15 protein-coding genes are annotated in these 19,661 nt (G+C 68.6%); 9 read left to right on the forward strand and 6 right to left on the reverse strand.

Annotated elements, in window-relative coordinates; translation table 11 throughout:
- Positions 1 to 15 precede the first annotated feature (15 nt).
- Positions 16 to 858 carry an NAD(P)H-binding protein gene (locus C4V41_RS55590; protein WP_103964165.1) on the reverse strand — a complete coding sequence of 281 codons (843 nt, stop codon included), beginning with the start codon at positions 856 to 858 and terminating at the stop codon, positions 16 to 18.
- A 113-nt stretch (positions 859 to 971) separates the two neighbouring features.
- Between C4V41_RS55590 and C4V41_RS55595 the strand changes: the two genes are divergently transcribed.
- Positions 972 to 1,865, forward strand: a complete 894-nt coding sequence (locus tag C4V41_RS55595) for a LysR family transcriptional regulator (RefSeq protein ID WP_103964166.1) — start codon at positions 972 to 974, stop codon at positions 1,863 to 1,865.
- Between the two features lie 20 nt (positions 1,866 to 1,885).
- On the opposite strand, the gene C4V41_RS55600 is transcribed toward C4V41_RS55595, so the two are convergent.
- On the reverse strand, positions 1,886 to 2,461 hold the full coding sequence (locus C4V41_RS55600; protein WP_103964167.1) for a hypothetical protein: 576 nt from the start codon (positions 2,459 to 2,461) through the stop codon (positions 1,886 to 1,888).
- 289 nt (positions 2,462 to 2,750) lie between these two features.
- Here C4V41_RS55600 and C4V41_RS55605 point away from each other — a divergent pair, with 289 nt between their 5' ends.
- The 3 genes from C4V41_RS55605 to C4V41_RS55615 all read left to right on the forward strand — a co-directional run bounded on the left by C4V41_RS55605 (position 2,751) and on the right by C4V41_RS55615 (position 5,633).
- Positions 2,751 to 3,365, forward strand: a complete 615-nt coding sequence (locus C4V41_RS55605) for an acyl-CoA-like ligand-binding transcription factor (RefSeq protein ID WP_235030994.1) — start codon at positions 2,751 to 2,753, stop codon at positions 3,363 to 3,365.
- A 95-nt stretch (positions 3,366 to 3,460) separates the two neighbouring features.
- The gene (locus tag C4V41_RS55610; RefSeq protein WP_103964168.1) at positions 3,461 to 5,032 is read left to right on the forward strand and encodes an MDR family MFS transporter; all 1,572 of its coding nucleotides are present in this window, start codon (positions 3,461 to 3,463) and stop codon (positions 5,030 to 5,032) included.
- A 70-nt stretch (positions 5,033 to 5,102) separates the two neighbouring features.
- The gene (locus C4V41_RS55615) at positions 5,103 to 5,633 is read left to right on the forward strand and encodes a MarR family winged helix-turn-helix transcriptional regulator (RefSeq protein WP_235030995.1); all 531 of its coding nucleotides are present in this window, start codon (positions 5,103 to 5,105) and stop codon (positions 5,631 to 5,633) included.
- A 15-nt stretch (positions 5,634 to 5,648) separates the two neighbouring features.
- Here the strand turns inward: C4V41_RS55615 and C4V41_RS55620 are convergent, their stop codons facing one another.
- From C4V41_RS55620 to C4V41_RS62540, 4 genes are all read right to left on the reverse strand, one after another.
- Positions 5,649 to 6,077 carry a hypothetical protein gene (locus C4V41_RS55620; protein ID WP_146104208.1) on the reverse strand — a complete coding sequence of 143 codons (429 nt, stop codon included), beginning with the start codon at positions 6,075 to 6,077 and terminating at the stop codon, positions 5,649 to 5,651.
- Positions 6,078 to 6,156: 79 nt separating this feature from the next.
- The gene (locus C4V41_RS55625; RefSeq protein ID WP_103964170.1) at positions 6,157 to 12,210 is read right to left on the reverse strand and encodes an RHS repeat domain-containing protein; all 6,054 of its coding nucleotides are present in this window, start codon (positions 12,208 to 12,210) and stop codon (positions 6,157 to 6,159) included.
- Positions 12,211 to 12,655: 445 nt separating this feature from the next.
- On the reverse strand, positions 12,656 to 12,838 hold the full coding sequence (locus tag C4V41_RS55630) for a hypothetical protein (protein ID WP_235030996.1): 183 nt from the start codon (positions 12,836 to 12,838) through the stop codon (positions 12,656 to 12,658).
- A gap of 43 nt (positions 12,839 to 12,881) precedes the next feature.
- Positions 12,882 to 13,046: a hypothetical protein gene (locus tag C4V41_RS62540; protein ID WP_160150747.1), complete on the reverse strand. Its 165-nt coding sequence runs from the start codon at positions 13,044 to 13,046 to the stop codon at positions 12,882 to 12,884.
- A 609-nt stretch (positions 13,047 to 13,655) separates the two neighbouring features.
- On the opposite strand from C4V41_RS62540, the gene C4V41_RS55640 reads away from it, so the two are divergent.
- From C4V41_RS55640 to C4V41_RS55660, 5 genes are all read left to right on the forward strand, one after another.
- On the forward strand, positions 13,656 to 14,894 hold the full coding sequence (locus C4V41_RS55640; RefSeq protein ID WP_160150748.1) for an ABC transporter substrate-binding protein: 1,239 nt from the start codon (positions 13,656 to 13,658) through the stop codon (positions 14,892 to 14,894).
- Positions 14,895 to 14,902: 8 nt separating this feature from the next.
- Positions 14,903 to 15,799 (forward strand): carbohydrate ABC transporter permease, encoded by an 897-nt coding sequence (locus tag C4V41_RS55645; protein WP_200824930.1) that lies wholly within the window; start codon positions 14,903 to 14,905, stop codon positions 15,797 to 15,799.
- Positions 15,792 to 16,631, forward strand: a complete 840-nt coding sequence (locus C4V41_RS55650; protein ID WP_103964174.1) for a carbohydrate ABC transporter permease — start codon at positions 15,792 to 15,794, stop codon at positions 16,629 to 16,631. The genes C4V41_RS55645 and C4V41_RS55650 overlap by 8 nt, the downstream gene beginning before the upstream one ends.
- Positions 16,632 to 16,651: 20 nt before the next feature.
- Positions 16,652 to 17,917: an alpha-L-fucosidase gene (locus C4V41_RS55655; RefSeq protein WP_200824931.1), complete on the forward strand. Its 1,266-nt coding sequence runs from the start codon at positions 16,652 to 16,654 to the stop codon at positions 17,915 to 17,917.
- Positions 17,918 to 18,036: 119 nt separating this feature from the next.
- Positions 18,037 to 19,596, forward strand: a complete 1,560-nt coding sequence (locus tag C4V41_RS55660; protein WP_103964176.1) for a pectate lyase family protein — start codon at positions 18,037 to 18,039, stop codon at positions 19,594 to 19,596.
- Positions 19,597 to 19,661 lie beyond the last annotated feature (65 nt).

The following is a 19,661-nucleotide window of genomic DNA, read 5'->3' on the forward strand; positions in this document are numbered from 1 at the left end:
CTCTCCCTCTGGTGCTCAGCCGCTGAAGGCGGGCGCGTTGTCGCGTGCCCAGTCGGCGAAGGTGAGTGCGGGGCGGCCCAGGAGGTCTTCCACGGTGCCGGTGGTGGGGCCCGGGCGCTGGGCGTAGTCGGCCAGGGAGCCGAGCAGGCGGGCGGGCACCTCCTCGGGCAGGCCTTGCGCGAGCATGCCCTGCCGGACCTGCTCGGGCGGGAGCTCCTGGAAGGACAGCTCCCGGCCGATGGCGGCGCCGATGAGCCGCACCTTCTCGAACTGGTCCAACGGCCCCGGCCCGGTCAGCGTGTAGGTCGCCCCCGTGTGCCCGCCGGTCCGGAGGGCTTGTACGGCGACGGCCGCGATGTCGGTTTCGTGAATCGGTGAGGTGAGGGCCTGGCCGTACGCGCCGCGCACCACGTCACCGGCCTTGATCTGGGGCGCCCAGGCCAGTGCGTTGGCGGCGAAGTCGGCCAGCCGCAGGACCGTCCAGTCCAGGCCGGAGCCGGTGACGAGGTCCTCGGCGAGCTTGAACTGGGCGGCGAAGCGGGCCTCCCCCGCCGGATACTCCACGGTGGTGGCCGACAGCAGCACCGCGCGCCGTACGCCCTGCTTGACGGCCAGCTCCAATAAGTCGCCGAGGCCGGGGCCGGTGGCACGCGGGCTGATCTGTATCGCTTCCACCCCTTCCAGTGCCGCCTCAAGCCACTGGGGCTGAAACAGGTCACCACCGACGGCTTTCACGCCCTCGGGAAGCCGGGCCTCGCCGTGACCGCGCGTGACCGCGGCGACGGCCGTGCCCTCCCGCAGCAACAGGTTCATCACCTGGCGTCCGACGACGCCGTTGGCTCCGGTGATCAGGATCATGCTGGTTCCTTTGCTCGATGACCGCTCTTCATATGGTGGAATTTCGGACGATCCTGATCAACGACGCACTTCGCTATGCTCCGGTAAGCGCGACTTACCGATGGAAGGTGGACGTGGAACTTCGTGACATCGAGGTCTTCCTGACGCTGGCCGAAGAGCTGCATTTCGGTCGCACCGCCGAGCGGTTACGTATCACCCACGCGCGAGTGAGCCAGGTGATCAAACAGCAGGAACGGCGCATCGGGGCCGACCTGTTCTACCGGACGAGCCGCTCCGTACGGCTGACGCCGATCGGCGAGCAACTCCGGGACGATCTCCGGCCGGTCTACCGAGAGCTACTGGAGAGCATCAAACGAGCCAGCCTGGCGGCTCAGGGCAAGACCGGGGTGCTCCGCGTCGGCATGATCCCCAGCTTCGCCTACGATCTGCGTCCGTTCTGGGACGCTTTCCGCGCCCGGCATCCCCAGTGGGGGCTGCAGATCCGGCACAACCTCTTCGTCGAACCGTTCAAACCCCTCCGCAGCGGCACGATCGACGTCCTGGTCAGCTGGTTTCCGGTCGAGGAGCCGGACCTCACCGCCGGCCCCGTCATCTGGACCGAGCCCCGGGCCCTGATGGTGGCCGCCGACCACGAACTGGTCATGCGGGGATCGGCCACCCTCGAAGCGCTCGGCCAGTACGGCGTGTGCGGACCGTCGATCACGCTGCCCGACTACTGGGAAGACACCGCGGTGCCCTTCAGCACCCCCAAGGGCCGCCCGGTCACGCGCACGGCACCGATCACGACCTGGGATGAAATGGCCACACTCGTCGCCGACGGCCAGGTCGTTCAGCCCGTTCACTGGCACGCCATCCGCTACAACGCCCGGCCCGACATCGCCTACCTGCCGATCAGGGAAGCCCGCCCGATCAGCTGGGGCCTGGTCTGGCGGAACGACGAGGAGACTCCCGCCATCCGCGGCCTCGCCCAGGTCTTCCGTGATCTGGGCGCGCTCACCTTCGACTAGATCCCGATTCGGCGGAGCGCTCAGGAGCCGCCGAACTCCTTACGCCACGAGTCGAAGTCGATCTCCTGGGACCCGAACTCCGCCAGCCAGTCCACGAACCGGACACCGTACTTCTCGCCTCCCGACCTGAGGATCTCGTCCGCTTCCGGCTCGGTGGGCGGGGTCAGGCCGAACGTCTCCCGCAGCCACGCCACGTACGCCTCGTGCCCAGGAGAGTGCTCCTCATCCTGGAAGATGAACGACTCGTCGTCGATCGTGAGCAGCAGGAACAGGTTGCGCAGGCCCTCGACGATGTCGAGATCACCTTCGTCGCCGAAGCGGACGACAGGAAGTGTGGCGCGGTCGTCGCGGTCGTCGCAACGCCACAGGGCCCAGAACGAACCCGAGCCGGTGGCCTGAGCGAAGGGTGTGAGCCGGTCGAGATGACCGCGCACCTCCTCCTCCCGTCCTTCAAGACCCAGCCACTCCACCAAGCCGGCATCGGGCCGGTCGTACTCATAGAACTCGAACCCGTCCGAGAAGGCGTCCTCCCCAGGACCGTCGGAGAACTCCTTGAGCAGGTTCAGTTCGGGAATGGGCGAATAGGCGTCGGTCATATCGGCTCCCGGCGCGGAATCGAGTGAGAGTGCGGTGGCACGCTACCGCCCGGGTCCGACACCGCGGGCCGCGGTTCTGCCACTCGGCCCGGCGGCGCTGGCCGATCATGGCGGAATGCCTCACGTCACTGATCTGTACGACCTCCTGGCCTCGTTCGGCTTCGACAGCGAGGAATACGGCGGCTTCCACCTGGTGTGGGCGGAGGGAATGGGCGCCAGTATGTGATCTGCCGCACTTCAGACACTGAAATATTGCAGATTATGAAAGTTCCTCACTATCCTCGACACTGTGACCATCGTGGACAGCGCTGACGAGCTCGGCCGGAGGGACCGTAAGAAGCTCGAGACTCGGGCGGCGCTGGAGCAGGCCGCCCTGACGCTGGTGGCCGAGCGTGGCCTGGCGGGGGTCACGGTGGAGGACATCGCCGAGGCCGTGGACGTCTCTTCACGTACGTTCTTCAACTACTTTCCGTCCAAGGAAGACGCGCTCATCGGCCCCAGTCCGGCCTCCGCCGCCGAGCTGCGGGAGAAGCTGGAAGCCATGCCCGCCGACATACCGGTCCTGGAGGCGTTGCGGCGGATGTCGCGGGCCGAGGCGGAGCGGGTTCAGGAGCGGCGCGAGCAGTGGCTGCTGCGGCTGAAGGTGTTCGAGCAGAACCCGTCGCTGCTCCCGCGGCTGGTCACCAGCGGCACCGAGACCGAGCGTGCCATAACGGACGCCGTCGCCCGCCGCGCCGGTGTCGAGCCGGGCACCAGCGGATATCCCGAGCTGGCGACCGCGGCGGCCATGGCCGCCTTCCGGGTGGCGATGATCCGCTGGAGTGCCGCGGACGGGCTTCCGGAGCTGGCCGATCTGGTCGACGAGGGGTTCGCCCAGCTCGCCGCCGGCCTGCCCAATCCGTGATCGTCCTGGTCACCCCCTTTCGAACGTCCCTGTAAACGTTTCCGTTCAACCGGCGCCGACCCAGCGCCGGTCCCTGCCCAAGAGATCGAGGAAAGATGACAACCGTCAGCGCGCAGCCCGAGGCCGCGGCGCCCACGTCCAGGAGGAAGGTTCTGCAGGCGCTGTCGGGACTGATGGTGGGCATGTTCGTGTCCATCCTGGCCTCGACCGTCGTGGCCAACGCCCTGCCGCGCATCATCACCGACCTGCAAGGCTCGCAGACCGTCTACACCTGGATCGTCACCGCCGAACTGCTGGCCATGACCGCCACGGTGCCGCTCTGGGGCAAGATGGCCGACCTGTACAACAAGAAGCTGCTGATCCAGCTCTCACTGGGACTGTTCGTGGTGGGCTCGCTGATCGCGGGCCTCACGCCGAACGTCGAGATCCTCATCGTCAGCCGCGTCGTCCAGGGCGTCGGCGCCGGCGGCATGACCGCGCTGGCCATGGTCGTGATGGCGGCCATGATCCCGCCGCGTGAGCTCGGCCGGTACGCCGGCATCTTCGGCGCCGTGTTCGGCGTCGGCACCGTCGCGGGCCCGCTCATCGGCGGTGTGCTCGTGGACACCTCCTGGCTCGGCTGGCGCTGGTGCTTCCTCATCGGCGTGCCGTTCACGATCCTGGCCATCGTCCTGCTGCAGCGCACCCTCAACCTGCCGGTGGTCCGCAAGGACGTCAAGGTCGACTACCTGGGCGCCCTGCTCATCACGGTGGGCGTGTCCACCCTGCTGATCTGGTCGTCGCTGGCGGGCAACCAGTTCGCGTGGGGCTCCTGGCAGACCGCCGCGCTCGTGACCGGCGGCGTGGTCATCCTCGCGCTGGCCGTCTGGGTGGAGTCGCGGGCCGCCGAGCCGATCATCCCGCTGTCCATCTTCAAGAACCGCACCGTCGCCCTGGCCACCGTGGCCAGCGTGCTGGTCGGCGTGGCCATGTTCGGCGGTACGGTCTTCCTGTCGCAGTACTTCCAGGTGGCGCTCGGCAAGTCGCCGACGGTCGCCGGGTTGATGAGCCTGCCGATGGTGTTCGGCCTGCTGATCTCCTCCACGGTGGCGGGCCAGCTCATCACCAAGTGGGGCCGCTGGAAGGGCTTCCTGGTGGCCGGCGGCGTCGTCATGCTCGGCGGGATGGGCCTGCTCAGCACCATCGACGGCCAGACCAGCACGGTCCTGCTCGGCGCCTACATGGCGGTGCTCGGCATCGGCGTCGGCATGCTGATGCAGAACCTGGTCCTCGCCGCCCAGAACGACGTGCCCGCCCACGACCTGGGCGCCACCACCTCGATGCTGACCTTCTTCCGCAGCATGGGCGGCGCGGTCGGCGTCAGCGCGCTGGGCGCGGTGCTGGCCAACCGGATCACCACGCTCATGACGGAGAAGCTCGGCCCGATGGCCGCCGCCGGTGGGGGTGGCGACAGCCACGCCGTACCCGACATCTCCAAGCTGCCGGCCCCCGTCGTGCGCGTCATCCAGGACGTGTACGCGACCGCCACCGCCGACCTGTTCCTCATCGGCGTGCCCCTCACCGCGCTCGCGCTGGTGGCCGTCCTGTTCATCAAGGAGAAGCCGCTCAACACGCTGTCGGGCGAGGAGCGCCTGGCCAAGGAACGCGCCGCGGGCGCCGTTCACTGACTCGGTATCGAAGCAGGCCCGCCGATGGTCGGCGGGCCTGCTTTGAATTCGAAATAGGTACGATGGAGCCGTGACCGACGACGATCACGGCGCCCTCGCACCCGAGCAGCTCGGCGCCTACTTCGCCCTCATGGAGGCCGTCAGCCTGCTCCAGCACGCCGTCGAGCAGCAGCTACGTACGGAAGGCGACCTGAGCTGGGTGCAGTTCCAGCTCCTGGCCCGCCTGGCCGGCGTCCCAGGACGGCAGTTGACCATGACCGCGCTCGCCGACGGCGTCGTCTACAGCCGCAGCGGCCTCACCTACCAGGCCGCCCAGTTGGAGAAGGCCGGGCTCGTCACCCGCGACCCCAGCCCCGACGACGAGCGCGCCACCCTGGTCACCATCACCCCGGCGGGCCTCGAACGCGTCGCCACCGTCCTGCCCGGCCACATCCAGGTCGCCCGCCACCTGCTGTTCGACCCCCTCACCGACGGCGACCTGCACCATCTCGGCGACATCATGACCCGCGTCCGCGACCACATGCGCGCCCAGCCGCCCCGCTCCGCGGCCCCCCGCAAACGCCGCAGCCCCTCCCCCGACGGCTGCCAGGCAACCGGCTGACCCGCGCGAAAGCGGTCAAACCGGCCTTGAGTCCAGCCCGCCGTTGAGCAGCACATCCCGTACGAACTCGGCCGCGTTACGCGACGCGGCCGCGTGCCAGTCGTCGTTCTCGCCCATCCCCCAGTCGCAGATCGACTTCACCACGATCCAGTCCACCTTCTCCTTGGCGGCCGCCGCGTAGACGCCGATCCCCTCCATCTCGCCGCCGATCGCCGGCCGGGTCCCGTGTGACGTCGCGCAGCACGTTCCGCATGGCCTCGGTCGTCGCGCCGTCCAGCAGGCAGAGCAGCGGTTCGTCGACCTCGACCCCCGCGTCCGCACCCTCAGCTCCCCGGCCACCGACCGGTCCCGCCGGCCGAGCACCGGCAGGCCCAGGATCCACCGGACGGCCATGGTGACGGCGGCCGCCGCCCGCGCGGCGCGGAACGAGACGCGCACAGCCACGTGTCCAGCGTGGCCCCTCCGGCCCACGACGCAAAAGAGCTCCCGCACCGAATGGTGCGGGAGCTCTTCCTACGCCGGGTTAGCCCGGGGGCTCCAGCGGCCTGAGGACCTGCCAGATGCGCCAGAGGATCGTCGGCATCTTCGAGGACGGAGAGTCCGAAATGTATGGCTTCGAGGCCGGGCCGTGCCCGGTGCCCTGGTCAGCCATCGTCTCGGCCTGCTTCCAGGCGGTCCCCTGGTGGGACCCGGTGGGCTGCACCCTTCCCAACTGCTCGTCGACCGAGCGTCTCTGCGCGTCGGACATCCCACGCGACTGACTCTGACCGCTGTTCGGCGCACTGCGCTGCGTCTTGGGCGGTGACTGCCGTTGAGTAGCCCTGCGGCTGCTCGGACGGACGGACGGACGATGCCTGACCGTGGTCTTGGGCCTGCTCGCCCGCCTGGTCACGGCCCTGCGTGCGGCCGCGGCCCGTCGCCTGGCCGCCGCGGCCCTGCGAGCCGCCGCTGCCGCCCTGCGCCTGGCCGCGGCGGCGGCCGCCCGCTGCCTGGCCAGTGCCGCCTTCTTCCTGGCGATCTGCGCCGCCCTCTTCTTGGCGGCTTCCGCGGCCCGCTTCCTGGCCGCTTCCGCCGCCTTCTTCTTGGCCGCCTCCGCGGCCCGCCGCTTGGCCGCCTCCAGGGCGCGCTTCCTGGCCAGCGCCGCGGCCCTCCGCCTGGCGGCGGCGAGTGCCGCCCGCCTGGCGGCCGCCGCCGCGGCCCGCCGGGCAGCGGCCTGGGCCAGCTTCCTGGCGATGGCCCGCGCCGCGATCCGCGCCGCGATGCCGACGACGAACCAGACGAGCTGGCCGTCGGGGTCGCTCATCGTGACGGGGCTGTTGTTGGCGTAGGCGTAGGCGTTGAGCTGCTGCGGGTCACTCTCGTCGATGATCGGGTCGACCGACAGGAAGCGGCCGTTCCTGGGGTCGTACTCGCGGGCGCCGAGGTGGACGAGGCCGGTGGTCGCGTCCTTGGTGCCGCCGACGAACCCGCGTTGTCCGGGCCACCAGGGTGGCGCGGTCCCGCGATCCTCACCGAAGGCGGTCTGCCTGCGGATGGCCACGTCTCCGGTGCCGGCGTTCACCATGGCCTGTGCGGTGCCCTGGTGGTCGTTGGCCATGAAGAAGACCTGGTCGTCGGACGTGCGCACCGCGATGGCCTCGCCACCGATGGTGTAGTAGCGGGTCTGCTCGACGACGTCCTTGGCGTAGTCGAAGCGCAGCTCCATGTCGTCGATGTAGAGGGTGGCGTCGGTGGCGGTCTTGCGGAGCAGCCGGTCACCGTCGGCGTCGTACAGGAACGACGTCGTCTTGCCCGCCTCGGTCACCGACTCCAGGTTGCCCTCGGCGTCCCAGACCAGCGCCTGGTCGGAGGTGCCGACCTTGCGCCGGGTGGTGTTGCCCGCCGCGTCGTAGCCGAACACGTCCGCGCCGACGGCCTGCAGAGCGTGCGGCTGCTTGCCGCCCGCCGCCGGGTAGGTGAAGTCGCGTACGGTCTCGGCCGTGCCGCCCCAGGCGTGCTTGGTCTCCTTCGTCCGGTTGCCGGTGACGTCGTAGGCGTAGCTGACCGCGTACGGAGCCACGCCGCCGATCTTGCCCGAGGTCGGGCTGCCGGAGGCGCAGTCGTCGGTGGCCGTCCACGCCGAGGTCAGACGCCGCAGATAGTCGTGCTTGAAGCACTGCGTGTCCTGGGCCGCCTTGTCGGCGATCTTGGTGACGTTGCCGGACGCGTCGTAGGTGTAGTTGATGTCCATGTCGCTGGCGGCGGAACCGGCCCGGTCGAGGCGCATGCTGTTCAGCCTGCGGGTGCCCTCGTCGTGGGTGTAGGTGAGCCAGGTCTTCTTGGTGCCCTCGCCCAGCTCGTACTGGAGGGTCTCACCCATCTTGGAGTAGCGGGCCGCGCTCACGTACGCCGACAGGCCGGTGACCTTGGTCGGCTGGCTGAGCCCGTCGTAGCCGTAGACGACCGACTCCTCGGCCAGGCCGCCGCCCGCCGGGAAGCTGACCGACTGGACCTGGTCGTCGAGCGTGTAGCGGGTGTTGAGCTGGTACGAGCCGGCCAGCTTGCCCTCCCGCTCGGGGATGGTGACGGTCTGGCGCAGGGCGCGGTAGTCGGCGTCGATGGAGTTGATCTCCGCCTTGTACTCCTGGCCGCCCGCGTACCGGATGGTGGCGTGCAGTTCTCCCTTGGCGAGCCCGTCGTACTTCCACTCGGCCAGCAGCGGGCCGCTCGCCGAACCCTCGCGCAGGTGCGTCTTGCGACCCAGAGCGTCGTAGCCGTACCAGAGGGTCTTGCCGCGAGCGTCGGTGGTGGTGACGACCTCGTCGGCGTCGTTGTACGTGGTGGACGTGACGCCCTTGTCGGGGTCCTCGGTCTTGATCTCCCGTCCGCGCAGGTCGTAGTGGTGACGCCAGACGTTGCCCGCCGGGTCCGTCACCGTCGACAGGCGGCCGGCGATGTCGTAGGTGTACTTGGTGGAGTCGTACTCGCCGGTCGGAGTCGCGCCCTTGTACTGGCGCAGCTCGATGAGCCGGTCCTGCGCGTCACCGATCCGGGTGGTCGCGGTGCCGCCCGCCGGCGGTGTGACGTGGAGCCGGTCGCCCTCCTCCTTGGCCGTGACCCGGTACTTCTCCACCCCCTTCACCTTCATGACCTCGGCGTTGGTCTCACCCGTGCCGTCGAACAGCGTCACGACCTGGTTGGGGACGACGGCGTCCGCAACCGCCAGCAGGTCGGTGCCGGGCGTCCCGGTGGCGAAGTAGCCGGTGTTGGCCTTGTACTCCTCGCCCTGGGAGTTGTAGAAGGTGTCGGTGATCGTGCGCCCGTCACGCAGCGCGGGATCCGACGTCTGGTCGTCCTGGGGCGCGGGTTCCTGGGTCTGGCGCTCGCGCATCAGGCCGTCGAACAGCTCGTGGCTGGTGGTGTAGTTGCCGTCGGCGCCCAGCGTCTTGGTGGTGACGATGCTGGGACCGTCGGTGCGCATCGTGTAGGTGTACTCGGTGCTGGGCGACTGGTTCGCCGCCTTGCTGCGGTCGGGCTGCCAGACCTTGGTCAGGCGGCCGAGCGCGTCGTACTCCATGTCCACGCGGCGGTTGTTGGCGTCGATCTCGGCCACGGGCTCGCCCCAGGCCGGCTCGACCTGGGTGCGCTCGGTGTGGCCGAGCTGGTTGGTCTCCGTGGTCTCCCTCGCCGGGGCGCCGGCCGCCGGGCTGTAGGTGGTCACGGACTTGGTGCCGACCGGGTCGGTCTCGCTGGTCTCCCGGCCGTACGCGTCGTAGGTGCGGGTGGTGCCGGTGATCGTCGCGCCGTCCGCCGAGACGAGCTCCTGGACCGCGGTCACGTCACCCTTGGTGGGCGGCTGGCCGTTCGCCTGGCCGTCGTACTGGATCTTCTCATCGGCGAGCACCTCACCGGCGGCCAGCGTGGACACCGAGGTGCCGCAACCGGCGGCGACCTTCTGGACCCGGCTGGGGTAGTCGAGCATCCAGGAGGTGTCGTTGCGGGCGTAGGTGTAGCGAATGCACTCGTCGTCGTCGCCGCTGGCCAGGTCGTTCTTCTCGTCCACCTGGAGGAGCAGGCCCTTGGCGTCGTACGAGCGGTCTTCGCCGGTACGCCGCCACTTGTCCCCCGGCAGCGCGGTGCGGGTGACCATGGACTCGGGCTGGACCACGTGCGCGGCCTTGGTGACGCCGCCCTGCGTGGACTCGGCCGTCTTGACCGACCACGGCTTCTGCGCGGTCGCGGTCAGGAGCGCCCCGCCGTCACCGTCGAACAGGATCTCCTCCCGCTCGAAGCCCGCGAGCTGGTCGAGGTCGTCGATCTTGACGCCCTCGGTGTCCTCGACCTGCGCGCTGCGCTTGGAGCCGTCGGCCTGCTTGTCGCCGTGCATGCCGCGGAAGTAGCGGAACTCCGTCATCGTGCGCTTGCCGTCCTGGCCGTCGCCCTCACGGACGCGGACCCGGCCGTAGCCGCGGTAGTCGGCCCACGTGCGGTGCTCGGGCTTGACCAGGATGTTCTCGGCGTAACGCCAGGCGGCGCCGTCGAGATACTCATAGTTGGTGACCACGCTCGGCGAGCCGGCGACGCGGTCGACCTCGACCGTCTGGGTGACCAGATACTTGTGGAACCAGTCGGTGACCTCGGCCTCGTTCGGCGGCGCCCAGCGCTGCGGGAAGCAGCGCCTGGCGTTCTTGTCCGCCGCGGGAACGTCGCCCGGCTTGCAGTCGGCCGCCGAGTAGTTGATCCGCAGCTCGCCGCCGGACTCGTTGTTGACGGCCTGGACGCGCCACTTGATCAGCGGAGCGCGGCCCTCATTGGCGTCCACCCGGTTGGGCAGCTGCACGCCGGTGAACTTCACCGGGGGCAGCGACAGCGTGCCGCCCACGTGGCCGCTCTGCTGGATCGAGGCCAGCCAGAGCGCCGGGCTCATGCCGTCGCCCGAAGCGGGGAACTGGTGGGTCAGCGCCCAGGAGTCCACCGCCGCGTACTGGCCGGCGGCGTTGAGGATCTGGGTGGTGACCTTGGCCAGGCGCTTACGCGTGAAGAACGTCGGAGCCAGGCGGTCGGTGCACTTCACGCCGGAGTCGCAGATCTGGTCGAACGGCACGTCCGGCCAGGAGCCCGCGGTCTCCTTCTTGAGCTGGTCGGCGGCGCAGGTGATCGTGCCGCTGGGCAGGCAGCGCTCGGCCACGTCGAACAGCACGCGGGCGGCCGGCGCCTTGGTGAACAGCTCGTTCTTCAGGTAGCCGTAGTCGATCCGGGTGAGGTACGCGCCGCGGATGTACGGCGTGCCCAGCTCCGGCTTCATGTTGCGGCCGTAGTAGTTGCCCTCTTGGGCGTACCAGTACGTGGTCGCGTTGCCGTGCGTGTCCACCTCGTAGTCGAGGTTCCACCGGTACGCCTGCTGGCACCAGGCGTTGGCCGGGGTGCTGTTGTAGCAGGGCTCACCGCTGTTGTTGCCGAACACCGGCACGGTCTGCACGGACTTGGACTCGGCCTTGCCGGTCGCCCAGCCGGGCAGGCGGTTCAGGCCGAAGGTGTACTGGGTGCCGTCCGGCGTGGTGACCCGCCAGTGCTCACCGTTGTTGTCACCGTTCGTGGCGCCGGTCAGCGCCTCGATCCTGGTGCCGTCGTCCCGCTTGGGCCGCCACTGCTTCGTGGTGACGTCCTTGACGAGCTCGACCGACGAGTCGCCCAGGGACATGATGGCGTTGTCCTGGTCCCAGCACAGGTCGCCGGTCTTCTTGCCGTCGAGCATGCAGGCCTTGTAGCGGCGCTCGATGAAGCCGCCGGGGTTGAACTCGAAGCCCTCCCCCGCCCAGGACGTCTGGTTGTTGGTGGAGACGGTGCGCCCGTCCACGCTCTGCGAGGAGTAGCCCAGCGACAGGCCCGGCTCCTCACCGCCCAGCGCCGGAGGGGTGCGCATCTCGTAGCCCCAGGTGAAGTCACCCGACTGCGGGCCCACGCTCCAGTCGGACGAAGCCGACAGCGAGGTGGCCGAGTGGTCGCCCGACGGGCCGGACGCGGCCGCGGTGAGCGCGTACAGGCCGTTGGTCTCGACCTCGGCGGTCACCGTGCCGGTCTTCGCGTTGTTGTCGCTCTTCACCGGCTCGGGCGCCGCGCAGTTCGCCGCGCGGGCGTCCAGCGCGCACTCGTCCAGCTTCACCAGGCGCAGCCGGGAGCCGTAGTCACCGCCGTAGGCGTAACGGAAGCCGGAGTAGTCGATCTCCAGGGAGGTCTTCTTCGCCGTCCTGGCCGTGGCGCCCTGACCAGGGGAAACGCGCATCGTCAGGCCGAGCCGGTCGCTGTCGAGCAGCTCGACACTCACGGGGTCCGCCGCCTGTGCCGTCTTGGCCGTCCCCGCCGCCAGCTTCACCGGGAAGCCGGCCGCCAGGGTGGAGACGGAACCGCCCAGCTCCGCCTTCTGCGGCTTGGGCCAGGAGACGGCGGGCGCCGCCTTCCACGCCTGCTTGGCGGCTGGATCGGCCAGCGGCGGCTTGACGGGGACCTTCTCCCCCGTCACCGGCGCTTCCTTCTGTACGGCCGGCGCCTCGCGCGGCGCCGCGTAGGCGGGCACGGCGTACGCCATCTCCACCAGCATGACGACCGAGACGATAGGTGCCAGCCTGCGTGGCCAGCGGGATTCGGGCTTGGCCTGGTCCGTCGCGAAACGATTCCACGACGGGTCCGGGCGATCCGGATTCTGGGGGGTCTGTTGAAGGCCGTTCCATCGGGAGTCTGGCAGGTCTAACTCGTCCGGAAGATCCATTAAGCTTTTCTCCAGGGGGGTTCACGGGGCGGCTGGCCGCGTGAGCCGTGCGGTGCGACCAGCCCTTCCTTGCCGCTGAACGCGATCGCCGTCCGGTAGGCGATCCGTCACTACGGGCAGTCCTGAGCCGGGGCCACGCCAGGACAACGGTCACCTGGGCACAACCACGGCATTCGATAGATGATCGAATAGTCGCTGCCGGGGAGCCGTTGGTCCAGAGTTTTGCGCCTTCTGCTCAAAAATTCTTTCACGGTCTGTAAACCTCTGAAATTTTCCGTTACCGGTACGACGACGCCTGCAGGCGGTACATCTCCGCGTACGGACCGCCACGACGGATGAGATCGTCATGCGTACCGTCGACCAGGTCACCGGGATCGAGCCCGGCGAGCCGGACGGACCGGTCGGCGAGCGCGGAAAGCCGGGAATCCTCGAATCGCGTGCCCAGGGTCGCGTCCATCACGCGGCCCGGGAGGTGGTGCTCGTAGCACCGGCAGAAGACCCATTCAGGCCGAGGTCGCCGGCTCCTGCGCGACCAGCGGGACGGCGAGCCGCTGACCTGAACCGCCCTCGCGGATGGTCTCGGGAAGGATTCCGGCGATCAGCCCGACCAGGCCGCCGAAGACGGCCGGCAGCGGTTGGAGAGCGGTTCTCCCAGGCAGCGCGCGCACCAGGAAGGACAGGGCGGCCCACCGGACGCCCAGAAGCCTCTTACGCGTTTTCCCGCACGCAGAGATCCTGAACCGGCGCTCCCCGGCTGTCAACCGCCTTGGCCGGGCCATGGCACGGCTCGGGCCGGTGCCGCGTCGACATATCGGTGTCTCCGGTCACGGTGGCAGCGTACCGATCAACGACCGTGACCGAAACCCTTGCTCGACGGAAATACATCGGATGTGCTCGCGCGGCTATCTGGTCACGCTCCCACGGCGGCGAGGCAGTCGGTCACCGCCCGCATGCCGAGGGTCGCGGCGGCCTCCGGGGCCGGTCCGCCATCCCAAGATCCCTAGGTAATCGCTGGCCAGAAGGGCGTTTACGGTCGTGCCGCCGAGGCCGCGCACAGGTCGTGCCCCAGGGCGCCCGCGACACCGGCCGGCGCCCCGATCCCGGCACCGGTCAGATCGTCACGACCGGCCGTTCGACACGAAGTCATCGGATATTTCCTCCCGCGATCTCATTGACATTACGGATTGCGACGTCCTAATTTCGAAACAATTAACTCGGCCCCGAGCTTATTGAGTGGAGCTGCGATGGGCAGGCGGATGCATGGCGGTCGGAGATCATTGGCGGTCGCGACTGCGGTGGTCATCGCGGGCGGACTAACGGCCGGTTGCGGGGGCGACGGGCAGGAAACGCCAGGTGGCAGCAAGGCGGCCAACGGTGCCGTGGCGCTCACCTGGTCGATGTGGGCGTCCGGAACAGAGGACCGAAATGCCTGGCAGAAGGTAGCCGACCAGGTCACCCAGAAGTACCCGAACATCAAGATCACGCTAGAGACGTCACCGTTCAACGACTACTTCACCAAACTCGGCACCCGCCTGGCCGGCGGCAGCGCGGCGTGCATCGTGTCCATGCAGAGCCTGCGCACCGGCGGCTACGTCAGTGGCATGCGGCCCCTGGACGACCTGATCAAGAAGAACAACCTCGACGTCGCCGACTTCGACTCCTCGATCATGGAGGGGCTGGCCTCGGGCGGCAAACAGTACGCGCTGCCCTACGACGTCGGATCGCTGATCATCACCTACAACAAGGACATGTTCAAGGCGGCCGGCGTGCCGGCGCCGAAGGTCGGCTGGAGCGTGGCGGACTTCGAGTCGGCGGCCAAGAAGCTGACCACCGGCGGCAAGTACGGTTTCGTGGCCTACCCCTCGGCCCTGGGAATGTTCTCGATGATCATGTCTCAGTCGGGCGCGGAGCCGCTGGACGCCTCCGGCAAGCTCACCCTCACCACCGAGCCGATGAAGGCCGGCTTCCAGTGGTACGCGGACCTGCCCGGCAAGCAGGGCGTCGCGCCCAAGGTGCCCGGCGTGAACAACAACTGGGCCGAGACCCAGTTCCTCAGCGGCGCCGTGGCGATGTCGGTGAACGGCCCCTGGTCCGTCCTGGAGCTCAAGGCGCAGGCCAAGTTCGACGTGGGCCTGGCCACCATCCCCGCCGGTCCGAACGGGACCAAGAGCTACTCGGCCGGGTCCGGCTTCGGCATCTCCCAGTCCTGCCCGTACCCCGACGAGGCGTTCAAGGCGATCAGCACGATGACCAGCGCGGAAGTGCTCGGGCAGCTCGGCTCGGTCGGACGCGCCTATCCGGCGCGCAAGTCCGTACAGAACACGTGGTACGAGAACGCCTTCGAGGGCGCCAAGCCCGTCCTCGACGCCGCCAACGCCTCCGCGAAGCCGTTCCGGACGACCAGGAACTGGGATCCGGTGGAGAAGCTGCTGGCCCAATACGGCATCCAGGCCCTCAACGGGCAGGCCACGGCGGCCGACGTACTCAGCCAGGTGCAGCAGCAGTCACCGGCGTAGGGAGCGACGTGCACGACGAAGCCAAACCCCGGCGCCTGCGCCGTGATGGGCGGGCAGCGGCGCTGTTCGCCGGGCCCAGCCTGTTCGGGTTGACGCTGTTCACCCTCTTCCCGATCGTGTTGTCCCTGGTGATGGCGTTCTTCCAGTGGCCCGCGGTGGGTGAGCGCACCTTCACCGGGCTGGAGAACTTCGCGACGCTGTTCAGCGATCCCGTGTTCGTGCGGGCGCTGCTCAACACGCTGCTGTTCGTGGTGCTCTACCTGCCGCTCAACCTCATCGTGTCGGTGGGGCTGGCGGTGTGGATCGGGCCGCGGATCAAGGGCCGCAAGGTGCTGCGGGTGGTGTTCTTCCTGCCCGTGGTCACGCCGATGGTGGCCAACGCGATCGTCTGGCGGATGATCTACCAGCCGAACGGGCTCATCGACGGCACGCTGTACGCCGCCACCGGCGTCCACGCGCCGAACTTCCTCGGCGAACAGGGCTGGGCCATGTTCGCCGTGGTCGCGATGAGCGTGTGGCAGGGGTTCGGCTACAACATGCTGGTCTTCTCGGCCGCGCTGGACGCCATCCCACGGCACCTCCTGGAGGCGGCGCAGATCGACGGGGCGGGACCGTGGCGGCAGTTCTTCCGCATCATGCTGCCGATGATCTCCCCGGCGCTGTTCTTCGCCTCGACCATGACGCTCATCACGTCTTTCCAGGTCTTCACCCAGCCGTTCCTGATGACCGGCGGAGGGCCGGGCATGGACACCCAGACGCTCATGATGTTCGTCTACGACAAGGGGTTCTCGATCTATCAGTTCGGACTCGCGTCCGCCGGGGCCTGGATCGTGTTCGTGCTGATCCTGGGTGTGACCGCGGTGCAGTTCGCCGGCCAGCGCAGGTGGGTGAACTACGATGTCTGACCACGTGATCCGGCGCGTCAAGCTGGTCGTCTCGCACGTCGCGCTCTACCTGGTGGCCGCCGCTTTCGTGTCACCGCTGGTGTACATGGTGGCCACGTCGTTCAAGCGCGCCGACGAGGTGTTCAGCTCGCCGCCGAGCCTGCTCGGATCGGTGTTCCGGTGGGAGAACTACACCGAGGCGCTGGCGTACCTGCCGTTCGGGCGGTTCGTGCTCAACGGGCTCGCCGTGGCCGTCATCGGCACCATCGTGGTGCTGGTGTCGTCGGCCATGTCGGCGTACGCCTTCTCGCGGCTGCGCTGGCGCGGTCGCAACGGCGTCTTCCTGGTCTTCCTGGCCACGCTGATGATCCCCCAGGAAGTGCTGGTCGTGCCGATGTTCATCCTGATGCGCTGGTTCGGCTGGGTGGACTCCTTCCAGGCGCTGATCTTCCCTTGGGCGTTCACCGCCTTCGGGACGTTCATGCTGCGGCAGTTCTTCCTGACCATCCCGGAAGAGATGTCCGAGAGCGCCCGCATCGACGGCGCGGGATCGGTGCGGATCTTCACCAGCATCCTGATGCCGCTGATCAGGCCCGCGCTCGCGGTGCTGGCGGTCTTCACCTTCATCGGTTACTGGAACAGCTTCCTGTGGCCGTTGATCATCATCAACTCGGTGGACGAGTTCGGCACCGTCCCGCTGGGCCTGCAGCTCTTCTTCGGCCAGCAGGGCAGCCAGTGGAACCTCGTCATGGCCGCCTCGGTGATCTCCATGGCGCCCAGTGCGGCCCTGCTCATCCTCCTGCAGAAACACCTCATTCGCGGGATCGCGACCAGCGGTCTCGGCGGCCGATGAAACTCATTGAAAGGAATGTTGTGGACCACGCCTGGTTCTCCGAATCCCGGTTCGGCATGTTCGTGCACTGGGGCCTGTACGCTCTGGCCGCACGCCATGAGTGGGTGAAGAACCGCGAACAACTGACCGATGAGGACTACCAGCGCTATTTCGACCACTTCGACCCCGACCTGTACGACCCGGCGGAGTGGGCACGGCTGGCCAAGGAGGCCGGCATGCGCTACGTCGTCCTCACCACCAAGCACCACGACGGCTTCTGCCTGTGGGACTCGGCGCAGACCGACTACAAGTCGACCCGCACTCCCTGGGGCAAGGACCTGATCGCTCCCTACGTGGAGGCCGTGCGCGCGGCAGGGCTGAAGGTCGGCTTCTACCACTCGCTGATCGACTGGCACCACCCCGAGTTCCCCGTCGACTCCCTGCACCCGCAGCGCGACGACGAGGCGTTCAAGGCCGCCGCCAAGGACCGCGACGTCTCCAAGTACGCCGACTACCTGCACGCCCAGGTGCGCGAACTGCTCACCGACTACGGCCAGATCGACTACCTGTTCTTCGACTTCTCCTATCGGAACAGGCCGGACTCCTGGGGCGGCAAGGGCGCCGACGACTGGCGCTCCCCTGAGCTGCTGGAGATGGTGCGCGAGCTCCAGCCCGGCATCATCGTCAACGACCGGCTCGACATCCCCGGCGACTTCGTCACCCCCGAGCAGTACCAGCCCGCGGGGCCGATGACCATCGACGGCCGCGAGGTGCCGTGGGAGGCCTGCCAGACCCTCAACGGCAGCTGGGGCTACGACCGGGACAACCTCGACTACAAGTCCCCCGACCTGCTCGTACGCATGCTGGTCGACAGCGTCGCCAAGGGCGGCAACCTGCTGCTCAACGTGGGCCCCGACGGACGCGGCCAGATCGACCCCCGTGCCCGTCGGACCCTGGCCGACATCGGCGCCTGGATGGAGCTGAACTCCCGCTCCATCTACGGCTGCGGGCCCAGCGAGTTCGCCGCGCCTCCCGACTGCCGTTACACCCAGCGCGGCGATCGGCTCTATCTGCACCTGTTCGCCTGGCCGTTCCGCCACCTGCACCTGCCGGGGCTGGCCGGGCGCGTGAAGTACGCCCAGTTCCTGCACGACGCGTCGGAGATCCGTACGCGGGTCATCGACCCGTCCCAGACGGCCAAGAACACCTCGATCGCCGCCCCGTCCCCGGACGCCCTGACCATCGACCTGCCTGTTCAGCGCCCTGACGTGGCCGTACCGGTCATCGAGTTCTTCCTCACCGGCTGATCGCCTTTCACCGGCCCCGGTTCACGCGACCGGGGCCGGTGAAAGTTTCATGGCGCGTTGACACTCGGAAAGCGCTTTCCTACCGTGTCGTCATCCAGCGACGCGAAGGTGGGACGAGCATGAGACGAGCAGTCGTGTTACGACTCGGGGCAGCGCTGGCCGCGGCGGCCACCGCGGCCGCGGTCGGGGTGGCCCTGCCGGTGATCCAGGCGGCGTCGGCGGCGGCCGGCAGCGCCACCGGCTACGCGACCGCCAACGGCGGGACCACCGGCGGCGCGGGCGGGCAGACGGTGCGGGCCACCACGGGAACCGCGATCCACGCGGCCCTGTGCGGCCGGGCCAGCAGCAGCACCCCGATCACCATCGAGGTCGAGGGGACGATCAACCACGGCAACACCACCAAGGTGTCGGGCGGAAGCTGCAACACCGCCGCCGGTGTGATCGAGCTCAAGCAGATCAGCAACGTCACGATCATCGGGGTCGGCGGCGGGGCCGTCTTCGACCAGCTCGGCATCCACATCCGCGAGTCCCGCAACATCATCATCCAGAACGTGACCGTACGGAACGTGAAGAAGTCGGGCTCGCCCACGTCCAACGGCGGCGACGCCATCGGCATGGAGAGCGGCGTCCGCAACGTGTGGGTCGACCACGTCACCCTGGAGGCCTCGGGCGGGGAGTCGGAGGGCTTCGACGGCCTCTTCGACATGAAGGACGACACCCAGTACGTGACGCTGTCGTACGCCATCCTGCGCAACTCCGGCCGCGGCGGGCTCATCGGATCCAGCGAGAGCGACCGCTCGAACGGTTTCATCACCTTCCACCACAACCGGTACGAGAACATCGACTCCCGCACTCCCCTGCTGCGCGGCGGCATCGCCCACATCTACAACAACCATTACGTGAACCTGCGCGAGTCCGGCATCAACTCCCGGGCCGGCGCCCGCGCGAAGGTGGACAACAACTACTTCGAGGACTCCAAGGACGTTCTCGGCACCTTCTACACCAGCGAGGCCGGCTACTGGCAGGTCGGCGGCAACATCTTCGACAACGTGACCTGGTCCAGCCCGGGCAGCGACAACAACCCCGCCGGGCCCGACCCGCAGTCCAACACCACCGTCAGCGTCCCGTACTCCTACGGCCTCGACGGGGCGAGCTGCGTGCCGGACATCGTCCGCCAGACGGCAGGCGCCAACAAGGGGCTGCAGGTGTCGAACGGTAGTTGCGCACCGACCACGCCCACGGCGACGCCGACTGCGACACCCACTGCGACGCCGACCGCGACACCGACGGTGACCCCCACCGTTCCGCCCGGCGGGACCAACCTCAGCATCGGGGCCGGCTCCGACGGTTCCAGCAAGGCCGACGGCACCAGCTACGGCAACGTGCGCGACGGCGACATGAGCACCTCCTGGTCACCGGCCGGCTCGACCGGTGACATTTCGATCAAGTGGAGCGCCGCCACGACGGTCTCCAGGGTCGTCATCCGTGAGCCGTCCGGCTCCGCGGGCGGCATCGGCGCCTGGCAGCTCGTCAACGCCGGCACCGGCGCCGTCCTGAAGTCCGGCAGTGGGGCGGGCACCATCACCTTCACCTCGACCGCACTGAGCAAGATCACCTTCAGGATCACCGGCTCGACCGGCGGACCGAGAGTCGCCGAATTCGAGACCTACGCCGCATAGCGGACCGGTCTCATCACCTGAGGAGGCCGTCGGACCGGCGGCCCCTCAGCGGGGTGGCCGGTTCC

Source organism: Nonomuraea solani (genome assembly GCF_900108335.1).
Classification (GTDB): domain Bacteria; phylum Actinomycetota; class Actinomycetes; order Streptosporangiales; family Streptosporangiaceae; genus Nonomuraea; species Nonomuraea solani.